Annotated in this window: 20 protein-coding genes; 7 read left to right on the forward strand and 13 right to left on the reverse strand. The window is 65.0% G+C overall.

Annotated features, from left to right (window positions below; genetic code table 11):
* Positions 1-51 precede the first annotated feature (51 nt).
* On the forward strand, positions 52-498 hold the full coding sequence (locus EGM71_RS10460) for a (R)-mandelonitrile lyase (RefSeq protein ID WP_188489693.1): 447 nt from the start codon (positions 52-54) through the stop codon (positions 496-498).
* Positions 495-1,532 carry an alpha/beta hydrolase gene (locus EGM71_RS10465; RefSeq protein ID WP_188489695.1) on the forward strand — a complete coding sequence of 346 codons (1,038 nt, stop codon included), beginning with the start codon at positions 495-497 and terminating at the stop codon, positions 1,530-1,532. The genes EGM71_RS10460 and EGM71_RS10465 overlap by 4 nt, the downstream gene beginning before the upstream one ends.
* Before the next feature lie 19 nt (positions 1,533-1,551).
* Here the strand turns inward: EGM71_RS10465 and EGM71_RS10470 are convergent, their stop codons facing one another.
* The 7 genes from EGM71_RS10470 to EGM71_RS10500 form a co-directional block, all read right to left on the reverse strand.
* Entirely contained in the window at positions 1,552-3,435 is a 1,884-nt protein-coding gene (locus EGM71_RS10470) for a PepSY-associated TM helix domain-containing protein (RefSeq protein WP_188489696.1), read from the reverse strand.
* A 46-nt stretch (positions 3,436-3,481) separates the two neighbouring features.
* Complete coding sequence (locus tag EGM71_RS10475; protein WP_223224571.1) at positions 3,482-5,938, reverse strand: TonB-dependent siderophore receptor; 2,457 nt, start codon at positions 5,936-5,938, stop codon at positions 3,482-3,484.
* Positions 5,939-6,046: 108 nt separating this feature from the next.
* Complete coding sequence (locus EGM71_RS10480) at positions 6,047-7,084, reverse strand: FecR family protein (RefSeq protein WP_188489700.1); 1,038 nt, start codon at positions 7,082-7,084, stop codon at positions 6,047-6,049.
* Positions 7,081-7,776, reverse strand: coding sequence for an RNA polymerase sigma factor (locus EGM71_RS10485; protein WP_188489702.1), 696 nt, complete (start codon positions 7,774-7,776; stop codon positions 7,081-7,083). The genes EGM71_RS10480 and EGM71_RS10485 overlap by 4 nt, the downstream gene beginning before the upstream one ends.
* Before the next feature lie 507 nt (positions 7,777-8,283).
* The gene (locus tag EGM71_RS10490) at positions 8,284-8,862 is read right to left on the reverse strand and encodes a hypothetical protein (protein WP_188489704.1); all 579 of its coding nucleotides are present in this window, start codon (positions 8,860-8,862) and stop codon (positions 8,284-8,286) included.
* Entirely contained in the window at positions 8,849-9,376 is a 528-nt protein-coding gene (locus EGM71_RS10495; RefSeq protein WP_188489706.1) for a hypothetical protein, read from the reverse strand. Before EGM71_RS10495 ends, EGM71_RS10490 begins: the two co-directional genes overlap by 14 nt.
* A gap of 130 nt (positions 9,377-9,506) precedes the next feature.
* Complete coding sequence (locus EGM71_RS10500) at positions 9,507-10,034, reverse strand: DUF6622 family protein (protein WP_188489708.1); 528 nt, start codon at positions 10,032-10,034, stop codon at positions 9,507-9,509.
* A gap of 215 nt (positions 10,035-10,249) precedes the next feature.
* On the opposite strand from EGM71_RS10500, the gene EGM71_RS10505 reads away from it, so the two are divergent.
* Positions 10,250-10,528, forward strand: coding sequence for a hypothetical protein (locus tag EGM71_RS10505; RefSeq protein ID WP_188489710.1), 279 nt, complete (start codon positions 10,250-10,252; stop codon positions 10,526-10,528).
* Between the two features lie 30 nt (positions 10,529-10,558).
* On the opposite strand, the gene EGM71_RS10510 is transcribed toward EGM71_RS10505, so the two are convergent.
* Positions 10,559-11,428, reverse strand: a complete 870-nt coding sequence (locus EGM71_RS10510) for a methylenetetrahydrofolate reductase (RefSeq protein WP_188489712.1) — start codon at positions 11,426-11,428, stop codon at positions 10,559-10,561.
* Complete coding sequence (locus EGM71_RS10515; protein WP_188489811.1) at positions 11,428-12,342, reverse strand: LysR family transcriptional regulator; 915 nt, start codon at positions 12,340-12,342, stop codon at positions 11,428-11,430. Before EGM71_RS10515 ends, EGM71_RS10510 begins: the two co-directional genes overlap by 1 nt.
* Positions 12,343-12,518: 176 nt before the next feature.
* Here EGM71_RS10515 and msuE point away from each other — a divergent pair, with 176 nt between their 5' ends.
* From msuE to EGM71_RS10530, 3 genes are read left to right on the forward strand one after another with little or no spacing between them, the layout of a single operon-like run.
* Positions 12,519-13,100 carry an FMN reductase gene (gene msuE, locus EGM71_RS10520; RefSeq protein WP_188484868.1) on the forward strand — a complete coding sequence of 194 codons (582 nt, stop codon included), beginning with the start codon at positions 12,519-12,521 and terminating at the stop codon, positions 13,098-13,100.
* Between the two features lie 57 nt (positions 13,101-13,157).
* On the forward strand, positions 13,158-14,135 hold the full coding sequence (locus EGM71_RS10525) for a DUF1852 domain-containing protein (protein ID WP_188484869.1): 978 nt from the start codon (positions 13,158-13,160) through the stop codon (positions 14,133-14,135).
* Positions 14,136-14,174: 39 nt separating this feature from the next.
* Positions 14,175-15,209 (forward strand): methionine synthase, encoded by a 1,035-nt coding sequence (locus EGM71_RS10530; RefSeq protein ID WP_188484870.1) that lies wholly within the window; start codon positions 14,175-14,177, stop codon positions 15,207-15,209.
* Here EGM71_RS10530 and EGM71_RS10535 read toward each other — a convergent pair.
* The 4 genes from EGM71_RS10535 to EGM71_RS10550 all read right to left on the reverse strand — a co-directional run bounded on the left by EGM71_RS10535 (position 15,166) and on the right by EGM71_RS10550 (position 18,270).
* Positions 15,166-15,735, reverse strand: a complete 570-nt coding sequence (locus tag EGM71_RS10535) for a hypothetical protein (protein WP_223224438.1) — start codon at positions 15,733-15,735, stop codon at positions 15,166-15,168. The two genes, EGM71_RS10530 and EGM71_RS10535, sit on opposite strands and share 44 nt — an antisense overlap.
* Positions 15,736-15,867: 132 nt before the next feature.
* Complete coding sequence (locus EGM71_RS10540; RefSeq protein ID WP_188484872.1) at positions 15,868-16,683, reverse strand: S1 family peptidase; 816 nt, start codon at positions 16,681-16,683, stop codon at positions 15,868-15,870.
* A gap of 134 nt (positions 16,684-16,817) precedes the next feature.
* On the reverse strand, positions 16,818-17,174 hold the full coding sequence (locus tag EGM71_RS10545) for an excalibur calcium-binding domain-containing protein (protein WP_188484873.1): 357 nt from the start codon (positions 17,172-17,174) through the stop codon (positions 16,818-16,820).
* Positions 17,175-17,265: 91 nt separating this feature from the next.
* Positions 17,266-18,270: an extracellular catalytic domain type 1 short-chain-length polyhydroxyalkanoate depolymerase gene (locus tag EGM71_RS10550; RefSeq protein ID WP_188484874.1), complete on the reverse strand. Its 1,005-nt coding sequence runs from the start codon at positions 18,268-18,270 to the stop codon at positions 17,266-17,268.
* Positions 18,271-18,469: 199 nt separating this feature from the next.
* Here EGM71_RS10550 and EGM71_RS10555 point away from each other — a divergent pair, with 199 nt between their 5' ends.
* Positions 18,470-20,656 (forward strand): TonB-dependent receptor, encoded by a 2,187-nt coding sequence (locus tag EGM71_RS10555; protein WP_223224439.1) that lies wholly within the window; start codon positions 18,470-18,472, stop codon positions 20,654-20,656.
* Positions 20,657-20,688 lie beyond the last annotated feature (32 nt).

Here is a 20,688-nt window from a genome sequence, read left to right on the forward strand (position 1 = left end):
CCAACTCCTGGAGTACTCCCCATGTCCATGCTTCTCGGCACATTGATATCCATGGCTTTGCCTGCGACCGGCGGCGGCCCGGCCAGCGGCGATCTGAGCATAACGCCTGCTGGCAGCGCATCGTCCGTGGCGGGCCCCGCTGACTACTTCACCGGCAGCGTGCGCATCGATGGCGGCTTCCAGCGCCCTGCGCCGGCACGCGTAGGAGGTGCAACGGTCACCTTTGAGCCCGGCGCACGCACGGCCTGGCACACCCACCCGCTGGGCCAGACCCTCATCGTGACCGCAGGCGTGGGCTGGGTGCAGCAGTGGGGTCAGCCACGCCAGCAGATTCGTCCGGGCGACACCGTGTGGATCGCCCCGGGCGTGAAGCATTGGCATGGCGCAAGTGCCGCAGTGGCGATGACCCACATCGCGATTGCCGAGGCGGTGGATGGCAGCCCGGTGACGTGGCTGGAGAAAGTAAGCGACGAAGAGTATTCGGAGATGAGCGAATGAAGACGCTGCTGCTTTCTCTGGTCCTCGCGACCATCCCCTTCACTGCAATTGGACAGGACATGACCCGCGGCGCCGACAACTTCTATCGAAGCACCCAGCTCATCAGCGAAAAAGTGCACTTCAGCAACCAGTACCACATGCAGATCGTCGGCAATCTGTACGTACCGAAGAACCACAGGCCTGGGCAAGCATTGCCCGCGATCATCGTGGGCCATCCCATGGGCGCAGTGAAGGAGCAGAGTGCGGATCTCTACGCACAGAAGCTGGCTGAACAAGGCTTCGTGACCCTGGCTATCGACCAGTCATTCTGGGGTGAAAGTGCTGGCGAGCCCCGCAATGCGGTTGCGCCGGACATCTATACCGAGGCCTTCAGCGCGGCGGTGGATTATCTGGGCACGCAGCCACAGGTGGATCGCGAACGGATCGGCGTGCTTGGCATCTGTGGCAGTGGCAGTTTCGTGATCAGTGCGGCCAAGATCGACCCGCGCATGAAAGCCATTGCTACCGTCAGCATGTACGACATGGGCGCTGCGAACCGCAGTGCCCTCAACCACTCGCAGAGCGTTGAGCAGCGCAAGGCCGTGATTGCTGCCGCCGCGCGCCAGCGTTGGATAGAAGCCGAGGGCGGCGCCACGCAGTACACCTCTGGCACCGTACATGTACTTGAGGCAGACACCCATCCGATCCAGCGCGAGTTCTACGACTTCTACCGAACGCCGCGTGGTGAGTTCACGCCGGCCGGTTCATCACCGCAGCTCACCACCCACCCGACGCTGACCAGCAACGTGAAGTTCATGAACTTCTATCCGTTCAACGACATCGAGACCATCTCGCCGCGTCCGATGTTGTTCATTTCGGGTGATCAGGCGCATTCAAAGGAATTCAGTGAGGAGGCCTACCGGCTGGCGGGACAGCCGAAGGAACTGCTGTGGGTGAAGGGTGCGGGCCACGTGGATCTGTATGACCGGACCGATCTGATTCCGTTTGCAGCGCTGGCGGCGTTCTTCCGGAAGAGCCTGGACGGAAGCATGTGACAGGCCGACGCCCCTGCCCTCACCCTGTCCGAAGCATCGCCACCAGCAACCCCATCAGGGCACTCCCCGCCAGCAGACTCAGCCACACCTTCCCCACCCTGCGGGCGCTGAAGACGCCCACAGCAACGGCAATCAACAGCACGAACCCCAGCAGTGAACTGGCCAGTACCGAAACGGACGTCCTTACCCCCACCAGCGCGGGCAACAACAACGCCAGTGCCGAAGCGGTAACGGCGGTGAACACGTAGCCGCCCAGCGAGGCGGCCAGCACACGGCTCGCCACCTGCCAGCGATAGGCCGGTTCCCGCCCGGCCGGAGGCTTGGCAGGGCGCGCCGCCTCCTGCGCCCCTGGCCAACGGCGCTGCAGCATCAGGGCCGTCCTTGCCAGCATCAGCCCGAAGGCCAGTGCGACCAGCTCCACCCCAGCCTGCTGCCATGCGCCCCGCTGCAGGTACATCAGCAGCCCCTGCCCGGTGGTTGCCAGATTCACCAGCGGCAGCGCCAGGCACAGTGCTGCGGCCAGCCACAGCTGCTCGATCCAGGCCAGGCGAGGTGGGCGCCAAAGCGCGTGCAGCACCGAGGCGGCGCAGGCCGTAAGAAAAATGCGTATTTCCCATGCGCTGCGACCGCTCATTTCCAATGGCAGCAACCGATTGCCATACAGGTAGACGATGCTTGCCAGCGCCACCCCGGCCAGCGATGCCACGTTGAAGGCTTCCACGCAGCGATAGATGCCTGCCGTGGCCGCGCCGAACTCATGCTCACTGCGCTTGCGCCGCTTGATGGAGAACAGCAGCGTGCCGATGGCGATCATCGCCGTGCCCAGCAGGCCGCTGATGAAGTACAGCCACTTCATTGGCCAGCCGCCGAAATCGGCCTTGTGCAGTGCTTCGATCGTCTCATGCACCTGCACAGCGCCAATGGCATGCGGGTGTGCGCCATGCTGTTGCAGCAGCGTGCCGCTGGCAGCATCGAACACCGCGCGGCTGGCCTCGGTCAGCAGATGCCTGTCTGCGCGCCCCTCGGGCTTGCGACCGATCACCTCCACCACGCTGTGCACGGTGCCGGGCGCCTGGACCATGATCAATGCTGGCGGCTGCCCGCTGATGGCCTGCGCGCGTTCCAGCAGTTGCTGCAGGTCTGGCAGTTGCGCGGAGGATACCAGGATGCCTGGCGGAGCCGGCTGCGCAGGCGACAGCTCGGCTTCGTAGCGCGCATAGGCGCCTTCCGCATCGCCATAGGCAACGTGCACTGGCCATGGCAGATAGCTGCTGTAGAAGAATGTCAGCCCGGTGTAGCCGATCATGAACAGGAACGGCAGGGTCAGCACGGCACTCAGATTGTGCGCATCCAGCCAACTGCGCTGTCCCTTGCCCGGGCGGAAGGTGAAGAAGTCCTTGAAGATGCGTTTATGCACCACCACGCCGGACACCAGCGCCAGCAGCATGCAGGCGGTGATCCAGCCCACCAGCCAGTAGCCGGCCATGCCGCCGTGCAGGGTGTAGTGGAAGGACATGAAGTGGCGCCCGCCTTCGGTTTCCCGAAGACGACGTGGAGGCTGTGGCATGCCTGTGCCGGCATCCACCGAGCGTTCGTGCGCGGTGCCGTCGCCATCCTCCCACGACAGCTCCAGTGGCCAACCCTGCTGGGCAGGCCAACGGATCTGCCATGACCGGGCATCGGCGGCATTTGCTGCCAGCCAGTGCTGCGCACGCATCGCCTGCGTTGCGGTGTCCACTGCCGGCGAGGAGGCCGGCACGGGGCCGGCCTCCATCCAACGCGTGATCGGCTCACGGAACACGCTGAGCGTGCCGGTCAGGAAGATCGCGCACAGCAGCCAGCCACAGGTAAGGCCGCACCAGGTGTGCAGCCACGACATGCTCTGCCGGAAGCCCGCTTTCATGCCTGCCCCGTAGCGGGCAGGCCGTTGTTCCGCTGCTTGCGGGGAATCACAGCGATCCGCGCAGCGTCAGCATCACGTTGCGGGGTTCGCCGAAGAAGTTGCCGCGGCGGATCTGGCTGATCATCGCGTAGTAGCGGGTGTCGAACAGGTTGGCCACGTTGAGGCCCACGCTCCAGCGCGGATTGATCCGGTAGCCGGCACGCAGGTCCCACACGGCACGTCCCGCTGCGCCCATGCGCCAGTCCGGGTCGTCGTAGGCCGGATAGGAATAGCTGCTCTGTGCCGATACACCACCGCCCACGGAGAACGCGTTCCACTTGCCCGGCAGCTGGTAGGACGTCGACAGGCGCAGCAGGTGGCGCGGCGTCTCGGCGCTGATGGTCGCGCCCTCGTCGTCACGGCTGGTGACGTGGGTATAGCCCGCCATCATCTGCCAACCCGGCGCCAGTTCGCCGCTGGCTTCCAGCTCAAAGCCCTTGCTGCGCAGCTTCCCGCCATTGCGGTAGCAATCGGACGACGCCAGCGAGCCACGGCAGCTGCCCGGGTCGGATTCGTCCACCACGGCGTTGCCGGTCTTGCGGATGGAGAACACCGCGGCAGAGACATTCAGGCGGCCATCGTTCAACTCACCCTTCACGCCCAGCTCGTAGTTGGCGCCGATGGCCGGATCCAGCACCGAGCCGGACGCGGTGACGTACGAGCTCTGCGGCTGGAAGGTATCGGCGTAGCTGGCGTAGACCGACCATTGCGGGCCCAGGTCGTAGACGAGGCCGGCGTACGGGGTGAATTCGTGCTTCTGTTCGTAGTCGCGGCTCTTGGCGCCGCTGAAGCCATCGCTGGACTGGTACTTCACCCAGCTCAGCCGGCCACCCAGCGTGAGATGCAGCGGTTCCGCCAGCTGCAGGCGCAGGTTGCTGTACACGCCGCTCTGCTGGGCGCGGGCGTTTTCTGACCAGTCCCACGCGGGCTGCAGCGGCTGCGCAATGGCGCTGTGGTCCGGCGCGTAGACATTGATCGGCACGTCGATGGCCAGGTCCGCCGAGCTCTGGCGGGTACGCTGCCGCGACCACATGGCGCCCAGCAGCACCTGGTGGCTGCGGCCGAAGGCTTCGAAACTGCCGGTGGTGTGCAGGTCGATGCCATCACTGCGCACGCGCGAGCGGTTGAAATAGATGTCATAGAAGCGCGAGCCGATGCCGGTGGCGCGGTCCACCCCGCCCAGCGGAACCGCGACACGCTGGTCCAGGTCCGACTCGGTGCGGTTCACCGACAGGCGTGCCTTCCAGCGCTCGTTGAAACGGTGCTCCGCTTCTGCGAAGGCTTCGTCGACGGAGCCTTCCTGTCGATTCCAGTCCTGGATGAGCGCGGTGGAACGCTTGATGTCCAGCGCACCGCCATCGGTGTAGCGCGGCAGGCCGAACAGCCAGTAGCCGTCGGTGTCACTGGCCTGGTGGCGCAGGCCGAAGGTCAGCGTGGTGTCCGCACCCAGGTCGGTGTCGATCACCCCATAGGCCACCGGCGTCTTCGATGAGGTGCCCCGCTGGAAGTAATCGCGGTCCTGGTAGGCGGCAACCAGTCGGCCGCGCACGCTGCCGGCGGCATTGAGCGGGCCACCGCCATCGACTTCGACACGGTAGTTGTCCCACGAGCCCACGGTGGCCGCCAGATCCAGATGGGCCTGGTCGCGGGGGCGCTTGCGGACCATGTTGATCGCCCCGCTGGGGTCGGCCGCGCCAAGCATCATGCCGCCGGCACCGCGCAGCACTTCAACCCGCTCCAGCACCGCTGTGTCGATAGGCAGCCAGCCCACCGGGGCATAGACGATGCCGGCCACGCCATCGACCAGATAGTTGCTGTCGTCCACAGTGAAGCTGCGGATCGAGAACTTGTGGTTGCCGAAGTTGCGGGCGGTCTTGGTCACACCCGTGGTCTGCGCCAGTGCCTCGTCCAGCGTGGTGAGGTTGCGGTCGTCCAGCTGCTGGCGGGTGATCACGCTGACCGACTGCGGGGTCTGCCGGATGCTCTGCCCCAGCTTGCCCAGGCTCAGCTCACGTGCCGTGTAAGCGCCGTCGCTTGGTGCATTGGCGGTGACGTTCACCGTCTGCAGGGTGGTCTGGGTGTCTTTGCTGCGCGCAGGTGCTGCTGCTTCCTGGGCCAGCGTGAACACGCCCGGGCGTGTGGCGTTGACACGCACTCCACTTCCCTCCAGCAGGCGCGCCAGTGCCTCCTGCGGCGTGTAGCTGCCGGTCAGGGCCGGGGCGCGACGGCCCGCCACCGCCGATTCGCTGAACAGCACCTGCTGCCGGGACTGCTCGGAAAAGCGGCGCAGTGCGGCATCCAGCGGTTGCGCCGGAATATTGAACTGCAGGCGCGCAGCCGGCTGCGCCTGTGCGACGGCCGGCGCTGCCAGCGCGCTGGAAATGCACAGTGCCAGCAACGGCAGCCGCTTGGCGTGTACCCCCGTAGAGAACGCGCCAGCAACAAGTGCGCGCTTGATCTTCATGTACCCCATTACCGCTCCATCATGCTTGGCCGCTACTGGCCTCACTGGGGTAAACGGAAAATGGCGGTGGAGTGGGAACCCGCGCCGGAAGAAATTTTCGTTCCGGCGTCAGCGGGCCACAGGCCGTTCGTCGATGCGATAGCCGCCCTGCGCAGTGCGGGTCACCTGCACGGGCAACAGATCCGGCAGCGCTTCCAGGAAGGTGGCTGGGGCATCGGTGGCTGCGTAGCCGGAGACCGGCAGGAACTTCAGCCTTGGCTGGCCCAGCGTGACGGGATGACCCAGATACTGCCCAACCTCCTGCGCCACTTCGTCCAGCGGGGTGCGCCGGAACACCAGACGCCCGTTGCGCCAGCCGCCAATGCTGTCTGCGCTGGCGGCAATGGAGCGGTAGGCGGCTGTAAGCGTGGTAACGGCCAGGCCTTGTTCGGCGTGCAGGCTGACCGGCGAGGCACCTTCGGCGCGATTCGGCTGTACCCGCACGTGCCCATGCAGAACTTTGACCACGACTTCGCCCGGGCCATTGCGCACATTGAAGGCCGTGCCGACCACCGTCACCCGGCTGCGCTGGGCATCGACGGTGAAGGGCCGGTCGGCCGCCGGGGCGACCTCGAAGTACGCCTCGCCCTGGCTGAGCACCACTTCACGACGGGAGCGATAGAAATGCACCGCCAGCGTGCTGCGTGCGTTGAGTGAAATCCGTGAGCCGTCCGGCAATTGGAGATCACGGATCTCGCCCGCACCGGTGGCCACGTCCTGCACGTAGCTGGGCGCGGTGTACCAACTGTAGCCGACGTACCCCAAGGCCAGCATCGCCAGGGCCGCAGCCGCCGCAACGCGTGGCAGGCGCCACGAGCGTGCGCGCCGCGCGGCCCTGCCCCGCCGTTGAGCAGCCGGTACTGCTGGGGCGATCCCCGCATGCGCGTCCGAAGCCAGCACGGGGCGCGGCAGTTGGCCCAGGTCGTGCCAGGTTCTGGTCACATCGGCGAACGCCTGTCGGTGCGCTTCGCTCTCGGCCAGCCAGCGCTGCAGGGCCGCCTCATCCTTCGGTTGCCAGGCCGTATCCTGCCGCCGCACCAGCCACGCGGCGGCCGCCTCATGCAGGGCAAACGGGTCTAAACCTGCGGCAGAAGGGAGATCGGTCATCGGCAGGGAAAATCAGCATCGATGGCAGGCGCTAACGCCTCGCCCGCCTCGCCCGCCTTGATCGGGCGATGCAGTTCCTGCATCTGTGCCAGAGACGCATAGCGTACCCGCACTTCGCAGTAGGCAACCGCTCGCGACAGGTGCTTGACCACCATGCGGCGGGAGATCTGCATGCGAGCGGCCACGTCGTCCTGGGTCAGCCCATCGAAGCGGCAGAGCACGAAGGCCTCGCGTTGACGCTCGGGTAGCTCGGCCAGCGCGTCTGCCAGGCGCTCCAGGCGCTGCCGCTGTGCGGTGAGCTGCAATGGGCACTGCGATTCATCGCTGGCGATGGCCTGACCCGCATCCTCGGCATCTGCCAGTGGCAGGGTCTGGAGACGGCGGCCTGCGTTGTGCTCACGATATTCATCGGCCGCGGTGTTCAGGACCGTTCGCCGGAAATAGGCACCTTGCTGGTCGCACGACGCCAGCGCAGGGTTTGCCGCCAGCCATTTGACTGCACCGTCGTGCAGGGCGTCCTCACCGTCGGCACCTCTCACACGCGCAAGGCTGCGCAGGATGGGCCCGCGCCAGCGGGCATAGGCCTTCGCAAGGAGGTTTCCGCCCATTGGCGAGGCGTCTTCCGGAATGCCCGCCTCCGTGGAAGAGACCCGTTCCGCGTTGCTGCCCGTGCCCCGGCCTAGCGTGGACACATCACCCTCAGGGCAAATGCCTGCGGTCTGCACAGGTGGGGCGGGGAATTCACGTTGGGAGCCGGAGTTCTGGCCGCGACAGGCGGCGGAAGGGGGGGATGCCCTAAGTGTAGTGAGAGTCATTTGCAATTGAAACTCCCTACCCCTCCCTTGCGCCGTGATACGAAGGGGAATCCAGGTCGTGCGGGAAGATCCACCGGTCCAGCGCACGCTAAGCTCACGGCGGGCAGCGCTGGAAGGCCCAATCCCTCCCCCGCAACGACCAGGCCATCCTGGATGTCGTCCTGAAGAGCGATGGTGATGGCGAGCCCCGCTTTTGCGGCCGATCGTAGACCCTGCTGGCTCGCCGAGGTAAAGGTCACGCGCCACTCCAGGCCGGTTCCAACAAGTGCTTCGATACACACGTCCCGGTGCGTGCACGGGCTGGGTGCGAGTGCGAGCGGCGCAGCCCGTGCGCTGATCAGCTGGGCGGGCAGAAGCAATCGATGGATCCTGCGGCGCCCTTCATTACTGCAGGCGATCCCCAATAGCGCTACGACCACCCATCAATCGGGCCGTCCGCATGGACCATTCTTCCAGAAGCCGCTGCGCACCTGATTCGCCGCCTCTCCCGATTGCCTCCAGCATCCTGTCCAGTCTTCCACGAATCGCACTGGACATCGGCAGTGCAAGCAGATCCTTCAGCGCAGCGTCTGCTGCCTGGAAATCGCCCAGGCGAATGACGGACAGGTACTTCACCCATTGGCAGTAATCGCCCCCGAAGCCGGCCTCTTCAACATACATCAGGAGGTCCGCAGCTGTTCTCACCCCTTCGAGCATTGCGAGGTGGGCCTCGTGCGTGCCGCGGAAAAAATCCTTTGGATCTTCCGGGCAAGCGACCCTCTGGCCGAGAGACATATGCAGGAATGGCAGGTCGTCATAGGCCGGAAGTGCGAAGGTCCATACATAGATGGAGGACGGCGCTGGATCGATGGCAAACCCGGAGATCACGTCAGGCGTGTACGAAGCAATCAGAAAGTTCCCAATCGCCCGCAAGCCAGCCTTCCTGGCGCTCCGTTTCATTGTCCACAGATCAATGGATCTCATGCATGCGCCTGACGGTTGGCAAGGGCGCAGGACCTTCGATGTTCAATTGGATGCCCAGCACCATTCGCATTCCGTCGCGCAGGACAGCAAGCGCTCGATCCAGATCGCGCCTCGCAATGGAAATCGATCTCAGACCAAGTGATTGAGCGACCTCGCACTGCGAGAAGAAGGCGTCATAGGTATCCATCGACTCGGCGTGAAACAGCTGCCTGGGGGCGTTGTCGATCACCCTGAAGAGGTCAGTCATGAAATTCCATGCATCCACGACCTTCCCTGGGTCAACCTCCCTCCCTGAATCTACAGACGAGACCAGCGAATCAAGGTCAATGATGGATTCTCCTTCCCAGTCCAGGACCCGGCCGCGAGCGGCGACCTGACCCTCGAGCCCTTCTTTACTGCTATCGCAGACAGGCCTTCCAGTGCTGGACATCACCCGATCATGGTCACCCGATACCCAGGCAAACCAGATGATCCGCTTTCCCCCTACAACGCCGACCGGATATATCGCTTCCATTACCGATTCCTGTTCAGATGGTTCCATCCATCCCGGGCGATCACGGGAGGTGCAGCCGCTGCGATGGTAGCGCCGAACTCGACTCCCGGTGACTTGCGAAGCCGGCCAGCGGCCGGCACCACCCGGGCGATCAGCCTGCGGTTTCGAGCCCCTTGCCTGCCGCATCCGTCCGCAGCGAGGCCAGGTACCGGCAATACTTGCCGACGAAAATGCCGGTGAATCCGCCCGCCAGCAGCAGGTAGGCGGCACTGAAGCCAGCATTGGCAGTCAGCGACGGCGACACCGCAAATGCGACTTCGAAGCCGTACTTCACCAGGAAGGTGACCAGCAGCAGCGGCAGCAGGCTGAAGTCCGCGCTGCGCCAGAGCCTGCCGGTGCTGCGGTCCAGCGTCAGCTTCAGCCGATTCAGCAGCAGCCAGGCAAGCGCGGCACCGGTGGCGATGCCGGCCAGCCACTCGCTCCAGGCGGTCAGCGATGCGCCGAAGCGATGACTGATCGACCACGCACCCCATACGGCGAACAGGGCGGGCACGATCGCCAGCTTCTGCAGCGAGGTCTCGCCCGGCTTCATGGCGGCGATGCCGCGGGTGATCAGGAAGGCCAGGAGCAGCCAGACCCAGATCGGCGTCTGCGCGGCGAGTTGCTGGAGCATGTTCATGAGCGGTCCCCTTGGTGAGTGGTGGCTGAGTGGTGGCGAGGTGCCCTCGCCTTGGCGCTCACTATTCGCTTCCGCCCGGGTTGCAGCCAGTGACAGCTGTCAGCCATTGCGGATTACGGGGCGTTGCGCGCCCTCCCCTCACCCCGCCGGGCACACACCGTTTACGGCCCGGCCCTATGCTGGGGGCCTCATTGGAGACCTGCCAGGTACCAACCATGTCGAAGCTGCATACCCTGATGCTGACCGGCGGCCTGCTTGCGCTGAGCCCTTTGGCCTTGGCCGAGACCGTGAACCTGACCAACAGCGCCGAGGGCGCCAACCGGGATGCCGGCATCACCGCGGTCAAGAAGAAGCTGCAGGACGCGTGCACCGAGCGCAAGGGGTCGCCCGATGCCGCCTCGTTCGAAGTGGTCTTCGAGAAGACCAGCCCGAACCCGAACGTACCCAAGCCGTACTACGTGGACGGCAAGATGAAGTGCGAACTGCCGAGCTGACAGTCCCGGCAGCACAGCCATCGATACGGATCAGCGGCCGGAGCCGCAAACGCGCTGCCGGTACTGTGCGATCCACTCCAGCGATGGCGTAATTCCGCCGAACGGGAAGAAATGCGGGCTGACTGGGCCATGGGCGTCCGTCAGCCCTTTCACCAGCCGATCGACGAACACCTCCGGCCCCGCCGTGCCGAGCAACCGGCCGATCGAGATACCATACCTGGCCAGCATCGATGCACTGGCGCCTACGCCGCACATCGCGGCGTAGCGCAGCAGCCGCGTGATGCTGGCCGGCCCCGGTACGCCAACCAGCACCGGAACCGTGATGCCACGCGCGCGCAGTGCATCCAGCCAGGCCAGCACGGTATCGGCATCGAAGGCGAACTGGGTGACGACCAAGGGCGCCATGCCGCGTGCTTCGATGCCCTGGCATTTACGCCCAAGCACCTGCCAGCGATCGTCAGCGCTCATCACCGGATGGCCTTCCGGGTGCCCGCCGATACCAACAACCTTGATCCCGAAGTGCTCCAGAAGGCCGGTCTCAATGATCGACGCGCTGTCGGCAAACGGTCCGACGGGCGTGGCCAGGTCACCCGCGATCAGCAGGCAACGCGTGACCCCGGCTTCGCCGGTGGCACGTTCCAGGAAGCGCTCAAGCGCTGCATGCGAGCCGATACGCCGGGCAGAGAGATGCGGCATTGGTTCGAAGCCGAGCTCGCGCACCGTGCGTGCGGCAGCCAGGCGTGCATCGTCGTCCTCGCTGGCCAGCCAGGGAATGGAGATGATCGTGCCGCGCGGTATGCGGGTCGCCTCGGCACGTAGTGCCGGCATTGCCTTCGCGCTGACTTCCAGCGAAAAGGCGTTGATGAAGGCTTCCGCCTGCGATGAGGTACCGGCCGGCATCAACGCGCTCCGCCCACACTGCCGGCAAGCGGCGAGCTGTTACGGGCAAGTTCGATGAAGGCCTGCAGATAGTCGATGCCGGTATCGGCCTCGCGCGCGCCCAGGTAGATCTGCTTGGGGATGCCTTTGGCGCCCAGGCGCACGGGCACCACGTCCATGCGCGCGGCGTACTCCTCCACCAGCCAGCGCGGCATGGCGGCCACGCCGCGGCCGCTGGCCACCATCTGCATCATGATGTCGGTGGTTTCAATGGCCTTGTGGCGCCGCGGCGCGATGCCGGCCGGCAGCAGGAACTGGTTGTAGATGTCCAGGCGCTCGAACGGCACCGGGTAGCTGATCAGTACTTCCTGGCTGAGCTGGCGCGGCTTTACGTGGTCCACCTTGGCCAGGGCGTGGTTGCTGGCCACCACCAGCACCTGCTCGTAGTCGAACACGGGAATGAACTTCAGGCCCGGCTTCAGCAGCGGATCGGGGGTGACCAGCAGGTCGATCTCGTAGCCGAACAGCGCGCCGATGCCGCCGAACTGGAACTTCTGCTTGACGTCCACATCCACGTCCGGCCACGCGGCCAGGTACGGCGAGACGATCTTCAGCAGCCACTGGTAGCACGGGTGGCACTCCATGCCGATGCGCAGCGCACCGCGCTCGCCTTGGGCGAACTGGCCCAGCCGCTCCTCGGCCAGGTCCAGCTGCGGCAACACCCGGTTGGCGACCGCCAGCAGGTATTGCCCGGCCTGGGTCAGCCGCAGGCTGCGGCCTTCGCGCAGCCAGACATCGGTGCCGAGCTGCTGCTCCAGCTTTTTCATGCTGTGGCTGAGCGCCGACTGGGTAAGGTTGAGCACGCCGGCGGCCGCGGTGAGCGAGCCCTGCTGTTCGACCTGCTGCACGATGCTGAGGTGGATCCGTTCCAGCATGACGATGAATCTCACTCATGGATTGGTGAAGTAATACCATTTTACGTCATGGAAAGGCATGGCTAGCATCGGGTCATGCCTTCGGTTGCCTGCCAGCCTGCTGACCCAGCCGGCCTGCAGGGCTGCGCCCCCGCAGATTGCGCCGAAGCAGCCCCTCCCCTGCTGAAAGCGAACAGATGACCCGCCCCCTCCGTATCGTCGCCGTTTCCGGTGGACTGCAACGCCCCTCCCGGGCCGCCACCCTGGCCGAGCATCTGCTGGGCCTGATCGGCGAAGACGTCCATTGCGAGCAGCAGCTGATCGAACTCGGTGAACTGGCACCGCAGCTGGCCGGTGCGCTGTGGCGCTCGCAGTTGCCCGAGCCGGTCGAGCGGCAGCTGGTTGCCGTTGAACAGGCAGACGTACTGGTGGTGGCCACGCCGGTCTACCGCGGCTCCTACACCGGCCTGTTCAAGCACTTCTTCGATTTCATCGACCAGGATGCACTGGTCGACACCCCGATCCTGCTGGCCGCCACCGGCGGCAGCGAGCGCCACGCGCTGGTGATCGACCATCAGCTGCGGCCGCTCTTCAGCTTCTTCCAGGCCCGCACCCTGCCCCTGGGCGTGTACGCCACCGATCGCGATTTCGCCGAGGGCCGCGTGCACAACGAGGCACTGATCCAACGTGCGCGACTGGCCGTGCAGCGGGCAATGCCCTTGCTTGCCCTGTCCCATCGCGCTGCGCCCGCCATCGCCGAGACCGCCGCAACTCTCTGAATACCGGATGCCAGCACCCTGCATTCGGATGCCACCCAGCAAACCGGAACGCCGCCCATGACGACCGACACCTTCACCTTCAGCATCACGCGCATCCCCTTCAACGAGGACTACCAGCCGGCCGAGGGCACGCGCATCACCACCAATTTCGCCAACCTGGCCCGCGGTGCGTCTCGGCAGGAGAACCTGCGCAACACGATCAGCATGATCAACAACCGCTTCAACGACCTGGCGCACTGGGACAACCCGAACGCGGACCGCTATGCGGTCGAGCTGGACATCATCTCGGTGGAGATGCACATCGACGGCGCCGACGGAAGCGATCCGTTCCCGTTGATCGAGGTGCTGCGGCCGACCATCGTCGACACGCAGACCGGCGTGCGCAGCGAGGGCATCGTCGGCAACAACTTCTCGTCCTACGTGCGTGACTACGATTTCAGTGTGGTGCTGCCGGCCAGCAACGAGGGCAAGGCCACCTTCGGCATTCCGGAGGGCTTTGGCGACCTGCACGGCAAGCTGTTCAGGCACTTCCTGGGCTCGGATGCCTACCACGCCAACTTCAGCAAGGGGCCGGTCATCTGCATCAGTGTTTCCAGCAGCAAGACCTACCACCGCACCGAGAACCATCACCCCATCCTGGGCGTGGAGTACCGCCAGGGTGAGTTCTCACCCACCGACCAGTACTTCGACAAGATGGGCCTGCAGGTGCGCTATTTCATGCCGCCGGGCAGCGTCGCGCCGCTGGCCTTCTACTTCCAGGGCGACCTGCTGGGCGATTACTCGAACCTGGAACTGATCGGCACCATCAGCACGATGGAAGCCTTCCAGAAGATCTACCGCCCGGAGATCTACAACGCCAATTCCGTGGCCGGCAAGGTCTACCAGCCCAGCCTGAAGCACCAGGACTACTCCTCCACCCGCATCGTCTACGACCGCGAGGAGCGCAGCCAGCTGGCGGTCAAGCAAGGCCGGTTCACCGAAGAACACTTCATCAAGCCGTACCGCGCCGTGCTTGAGCAGTGGGCCGCCCGCTGATCCATCGATTTTCCATTCGCCCCCAGGACACACCACACAATGCCGACGAAGACGCTGCTCCCCACCTCCACCGCAGGCAGCCTGCCCAAACCCTCCTGGCTGGCAGAGCCCGAGAAACTCTGGTCGCCCTGGAAGCTGCAGGACGAAGGCCTGATCGAGGGCAAGCAGGACGCCCTGCGCCTGTCCCTGCAGGAACAGCAGCATGCCGGCATCGACATCGTCAGCGACGGCGAGCAGACCCGGCAGCATTTCGTCACCACCTTCATTGAACATCTCAGCGGCGTCGACTTCGAGAAGCGCGAGACCGTGCGCATCCGCAACCGCTACGATGCCAGCGTACCGACCGTGGTCGGCGCCGTGAGCCGCCCAAGGCCGGTGTTCGTCGAGGATGCGAAGTTCCTGCGCCGCCAGACCACGCAGCCGATCAAGTGGGCGCTGCCCGGCCCGATGACGATGATCGACACGCTGTACGACGCGCACTACAAGAGCCGCGAGAAACTGGCCTGGGAGTTCGCGAAGATCCTCAACGAGGAAGCGAAGGAGCTGGAGGCCGCCGGCGTTGACATCATCCAGTTCGATGAGCCGGCCTTCAATGTGTTCTTCGACGAAGTGAATGATTGGGGCGTAGCCGCACTGGAGCGCGCGATCGAAGGGCTGAAGTGCGATACCGCCGTGCACATCTGCTACGGCTACGGCATCAAGGCCAACACCGACTGGAAACAGACGCTGGGGTCGGAATGGCGCCAGTATGAGGAGTCGTTCCCGAAGCTGCAGGCCTCCAACATCGACATCATCTCGCTGGAATGCCACAACTCCCACGTGCCGATCGACCTGATCGAGCTGGTGCGCGGCAAGAAGGTGATGGTCGGTGCCATCGACGTGGCCTCCAGCGCGGTGGAGACCGCCGATGAAGTAGCCAGCACCCTGCGCAAGGCGCTGCAGTTCGTGGACGCCGACAAGCTCTACCCGAGCACCAACTGCGGCATGGCGCCGCTGGCGCGCGACGTGGCCAGGGGCAAGCTGCGCGCGCTCAGCGAAGGGGCGAGGATCGTGCGCGAGGAACTCTCGGCATAAGTCCCGCAGCGGAGGCATTGCCGTTCGAATGGCGGCTTGACGGCGCCTGGCCGGGTATCGACCAGGTTCCACCTCGCGCCTGCAGCTCCGGCCTGGCCTCCGTCGCGGGCGGTCGCGGTGCCAGCGCCTGCTTGATCCGTGCCACCTCCCCTGCCCCGGCCTCAGCCAGGCGGCGGGCCTGCTGCCGTTGTTCGCGCGAAAGTGCGGGCGACGGTGCAGCGTTTGTTTCCGGCGCCACGTCCACCAGGCGTGCCACTGCCTCGCGCAGCCGCAGCTGTGGGCAGAGCCGCGCGGCACACCAGCGCTCGGCATAGCGTCTGGCCTGCCGCACATTCGTCGCGGCCACCACCTTGGTCTGGGACATCTTGCGAGCGTCCAGGTACACGCGGAAGCCGAGCACGGCATGCGGCACGATATTGGCCACCGAGCGCCCGTTCCACCACAGATCCCAGCGCTCGCCGCTCTGCACCCAGCCGGAGGGCCGGGTGACCGTCATGTACGCGGGAAGATCGAAGGAGGAATGCATGGCCGGAAGCATACGATCGGCCGTCGCAGGGGATGAGAATGCAATCGCACTCCCTCGCGGGGAGATGAATTGTTCAAGATCGCCGCAAGCGATCGACATTGCACGCGTGCTGGCCACCTTTGAAAATAGCCATTAATGTGACGCGTCACGGCCGACCAGGTGTTCGATCCAATCGAGGTAGCGGGACACGCGCACGTTGTAGACCACCTGCCCATAGAAGCCCGCTTCCAGCGCATGCTCGGGTACGGCGGTGATCCAGGAACCGAGGCCCACCAGCTGCCAGGCTCCATCCTTCCTGATCACCAGCGGGCCGCCGCTGTCGCCGTTGCCGAGCACGCCTTCAAGGGGAAGACCCTGCGGAGGCGGATCGAACCGGTACCAGAGATAGCGCGCGTTGCCGCCGGTGATTGCATTGTAGGCCCGACGCAGGGTCGTACGATGTGACCCGCCGGGCACCAGTCCAGTCGCACCGTTGCCGGTGGCGCCCTTGCCTATCAGGGCGGCGACCTGCGTGACCTCGTCGGCGCCACGGTAGAGTGCGACCGGCGGAACATCGCTCACAGGTGCGGCAAGTTTGATCAATGCGATGTCATCCGACGCCGCCAGAAACGCGTGGATTTTCGACGCACTCCCGGTTGCCATGGCTTCCTCGCCCAGCGCCTCGGGCATCCTGCGGTAGCCGGGATGCAGGAAGACACGCTCGACGCCGTAGCCCTTCCCATCGATGGTGATGGTGGCGCCCATCCCCTCCATCGGTGCGGCATGCGCTGCGGTCAGCACCCAGCGCGGTGCGATCAGGACGCCGTGCCCCTCGCCTGGCATGTCTGCCAGTGCAGGGAACACCGATGCGTCGATCTGGTACCTGGCATCGTCAACATCATCGCGGATGACTACGGCACCGGCAGCGAACGGGAGCGTGGCCAATGCCAGGAAAATCCAGCGCTTCATGATTGCTTTCATCCCTGCAGTTCAATCACAACAGCCTAGGGCATGGCTCTGCCATACGGGGAGATTGTGCGACCAATCCCCGGCGATGACCGACGAATGCGGGGGAACGGCGGTTGAAGCCAGGCGGGCCATGCCTACCTGCGGCCCCGATAGGGCTCGCAGCCCACGCCATCGTTGTCACGATCGAGGTGCGGGCCATACCCCGGATCATCCCGTCGTACCGGCGCTGCTCCGGCGGCGCGGGCCTCCGCGCAGTTGGCAAACACCCCGGAACTGCGTGCAGGACCGGGGGCGAAACTGCTGCGCGGGGTGTCGATGTATCGAGGTGCGGCTGGGGCGCCTCGATGGCAGTGATACTCACCCGTTTTCCGGTTGGTGTGGCAACCCAGCTTGTCGAGCCCGCCCGGATGCGCGAGCGCATTGGCGGACAGGGCCAGTGCGAGCATGCCGAATGCAGCCGATACGCTGGAAACGCGGCGTCGGGTGTCCATGCCTTCCCCCTGTCAGGCAATCCTGCCAGGGGGAAGGCTAGCATGGGGCCTTGACCGTCGATCAGGCTCGACGCTGAAACGGCAACCCCCGTCAGCGCTGGTAGTCCTTCAGGAACAGCCAGGTGATCAGGGTGGCATCCGGCCCCTTGGGATCGGTGAACGGCAGGCCCGACTGGCTGCCACTCCATGCATGCCCCATCCCCTGCACCACATAGTGCTGCACCAGCGTCCTGCCGCCGTAGGCATAGGTATCGACCGTGTAGGCGCGCCCGCCCGGCACCTGTCCGTGGTAGGTGCTGGTCGGCACGTACTTCACCGAGTCGTTGTCCAGGCCATCGTCAGCCAGGTCGTTGGTCTGCAGGAACTGGCGCACGGCCTGCTCACCGTTCACCGGATTGACGGTGAGGTCGGCGCTGCCATGGAACACCAGCACCGGCAGCGGCCGCGGTGATGGCGAGCCCGAGCACTGCCAGGCCAATCGTCCGTTGCTGTCCGGTGAGTAGATGCTGCCGGCCAACAGTGCGTAGGCGCTGCCGGAAATCGTGGTCGCGCCCTTGAACATGCCGCCGGAGTGGATGGCGCCGGCGGCGAACACATCCGAGTAGCAGGCCAGCATGATCGAGGTCATCGCACCGCCAGCAGAAATGCCGGTTACATAGACCCGATGTGGATCGACGCTGTAGCCGGCTTTTACCTTGTCCACGATGCCTGCCAGAAGTGAGGGCTCGCCACTGTCGCGGGCCTGGTTGATCGGCAGCTGCCAGTTCCAGCAACGCGCAGGATTGGAGGTGACGTTCTGGCGCGGGTACACGACGATGAAACCCTCGGTATCGGCCACATCGTTGAAGCCGGAGGCCTCGCCCATCAGGTTCGGGCCGGTCACGCAGCCGTGCAGCACCAGCAGCAGCGGCAGTGGCTGGGCCGCGTCGTAGCCGGCCGGCACCCAGACCTGGTATTCGCGGGCGCCGAACAGATTGCCGTACAGGCCGATGTTCCAATGTCCGGCAGGGCCTGCGGCGAGCGCACTGCCCGCCGTTGCCAGCCAGGTGCACAGCACCAGCATTGTTGCCTTGATCGAATCGATTCCGGATTTCATGACCAGATCCTCATGCGCGAGTCGTGGATGAAGGGGTACCGGGGAACGCGCCCGGCTGGGGGCCCGCCCAGTATCCGCATCCGGCGGCGGCTGCCGACTGGACCTAGGTCCACTCGCCGCTGCCCGATGACACCGCTAGCCTTGGCTGCAGAGGTGGCATCGGGCCATCTGCAATGGACATGCCTTGGGGGAGGATCGAATGAAACGGAATTGTCTGAGCCTGATGATTGCTGCGCTGCTGGCATCCGGCCCGGTACTGGCGCAGGACGCGGCGACCGCAGGCAGGAGCGCGTCACCCACCAACCTGGACAGCATCAAGGTCACCGCACGCAAGCGCGAGGAAACCCTGCAGGAAGTGCCGGTGGCGGTCACCGCGTTCACCTCCGAGGCGCTGGACCGGATGAATGTCCAGGACATCAGCGACCTGGATGGGCAGGTGCCCAACCTGACCATCTATGCGGCGCGCGGCGCCAGCAGCACGGTCACCGCTTACATCCGCGGCGTCGGCCAGTCCGACCCGACCTGGGGCGCCGATCCGGGGGTGGGCATCTACCTGGATGACGTCTACATCGCACGCCCGCAGGGCGCGCTGCTGGATGTGTTCGATGTATCGCGCATCGAGGTGTTGCGCGGCCCGCAGGGAACGCTGTACGGCAAGAACACCATTGGCGGTGCGATCAAGTACATCTCGCGCGGCCTGCCCACCCAGACCGAGGGTTTCGCCCAGATCACCGTGGGCAACTACAGCCAGCTGGACGCGAAGGCGGCGATCGGCGGCCCGATCGGCGGCGCCGACAGTGGCCTGCGAGCACGCGTGGCGGTGGCCAGCATGAACCACGACGGCTTCGGCGAGAACACCTTCAACGGCCAGCCGGTCAGCGACAAGCAGATCAACGCGGCGCGCCTGAACCTCGGGGCGTACGCGGGCGACGACTTCGATGTGCAGTTCGCACTGGACTGGATCGATGACCAGTCGGGCATGCGCGGCTCGAAGATGCTGGCGCCCAACCCGTTCCTGCGCGCCTATCCGCCGATGGACAGCCGTTATGACATCCGTTCGGGCATGCGCAACCTCAACAACGTGGAGACCAAGGGCGCCTCGGCCACGGTGAACTGGCGGCCGAACGAAGACATCGCGGTGAAGTACGTGGTGGCCAAGCGTGAATCGGACAGTGAAGCCAACATCGACTTCGATACCACGCCGGTCAAGCTGGCCGACGTGGGTGGCACCTATCACGACGACCAGGTCAGCAACGAGGTGCAGCTGAACTACGATGCCGGTGGCCGGGTGCGTGGCGTGGTGGGCCTGTACCAGTTCAGTGGCGAGGCCGGCGGGCAGATCCAGAACAACTACTTCAGTGCCCAGTTCGCCGACAACCAGGGCAAGGTACTGACCGACAGCATCGCGTTGTATGCGGATTGGACCTTCGACCTGACCAGCAAACTGAAGCTTGATGTCGGCGCCCGCTACACCGATGAAGACAAGCGCGCGATCGTGCTGAATCGCCTCTACGCCGATCCGGGTTTCAGCCGGCCGGTGGCGGTCACTGCCGATTTCGACAAGAAGACCAACTTCAAGAACGTCTCGCCGAAGGTCTCGCTGGACTACCAGATCACGCCGGACATCATGGTCTACGGGTTGGCGACGCGCGGCTTCAAGTCCGGCGGCTACAACATCCGCGCCAACGCGGTGGCGGTGCCCCGCTCGGCCGAGCCGTTCGATGACGAGACCGTGGACAGCTACGAGGTCGGCAGCAAGATGGCCTTCCTCGACCAGCGGCTGTTCCTGAACGTTTCGGCCTTCTACAACAAGTACAAGGACATCCAGCTGTCGGTGTTCACCGGCCTGGATACCAATGGCGACGGCATCGATGATTCCTTCTTCGGTGATTTCACCAATGCCGGCGCCGGCACCATCAAGGGACTGGAGGTCGAGTACCAATACCTGCCCAGCCAGCACTGGCTGATTTCCGGCAACCTGGCCTGGCTGGATACACAGTACGACGAGTACATGGACCGCGGCATCAACGTGGCCCGGCAGATGAAGTTCACCAATGCGCCGGAATTCTCAGGGGCACTGAACGTGGAATACCGCACCGACCTGGCCAACGGCAGCAACCTGTCGGCGCGGGTGAGCTACAGCTACCAGAGCGAGGTGTGGCCGACCACTGACCTGAGCCCGGTGATCCGCCAGGAGGGCTATGGGCTGGTCAATGCTGGCGTGATCTGGCGGCTGGATGATGCCTGGACGTTCTCGTTGCAGGGCACCAACCTGGCCGACAAGGAATACCGCACCACCGGTTACAACATTCCGGCGGTTGGTACGTTGATTGGCTTCTATGGACCGCCGCGCCAATATAGCCTCAGCGTCCGTTACGATTTCTAGCGCGCCCGTTACGATTTCCAGGAAGCCCCTGC

Origin of the sequence: Stenotrophomonas maltophilia (assembly GCF_006970445.1) — a bacterium.
Lineage (GTDB): Bacteria > Pseudomonadota > Gammaproteobacteria > Xanthomonadales > Xanthomonadaceae > Stenotrophomonas > Stenotrophomonas maltophilia_AU.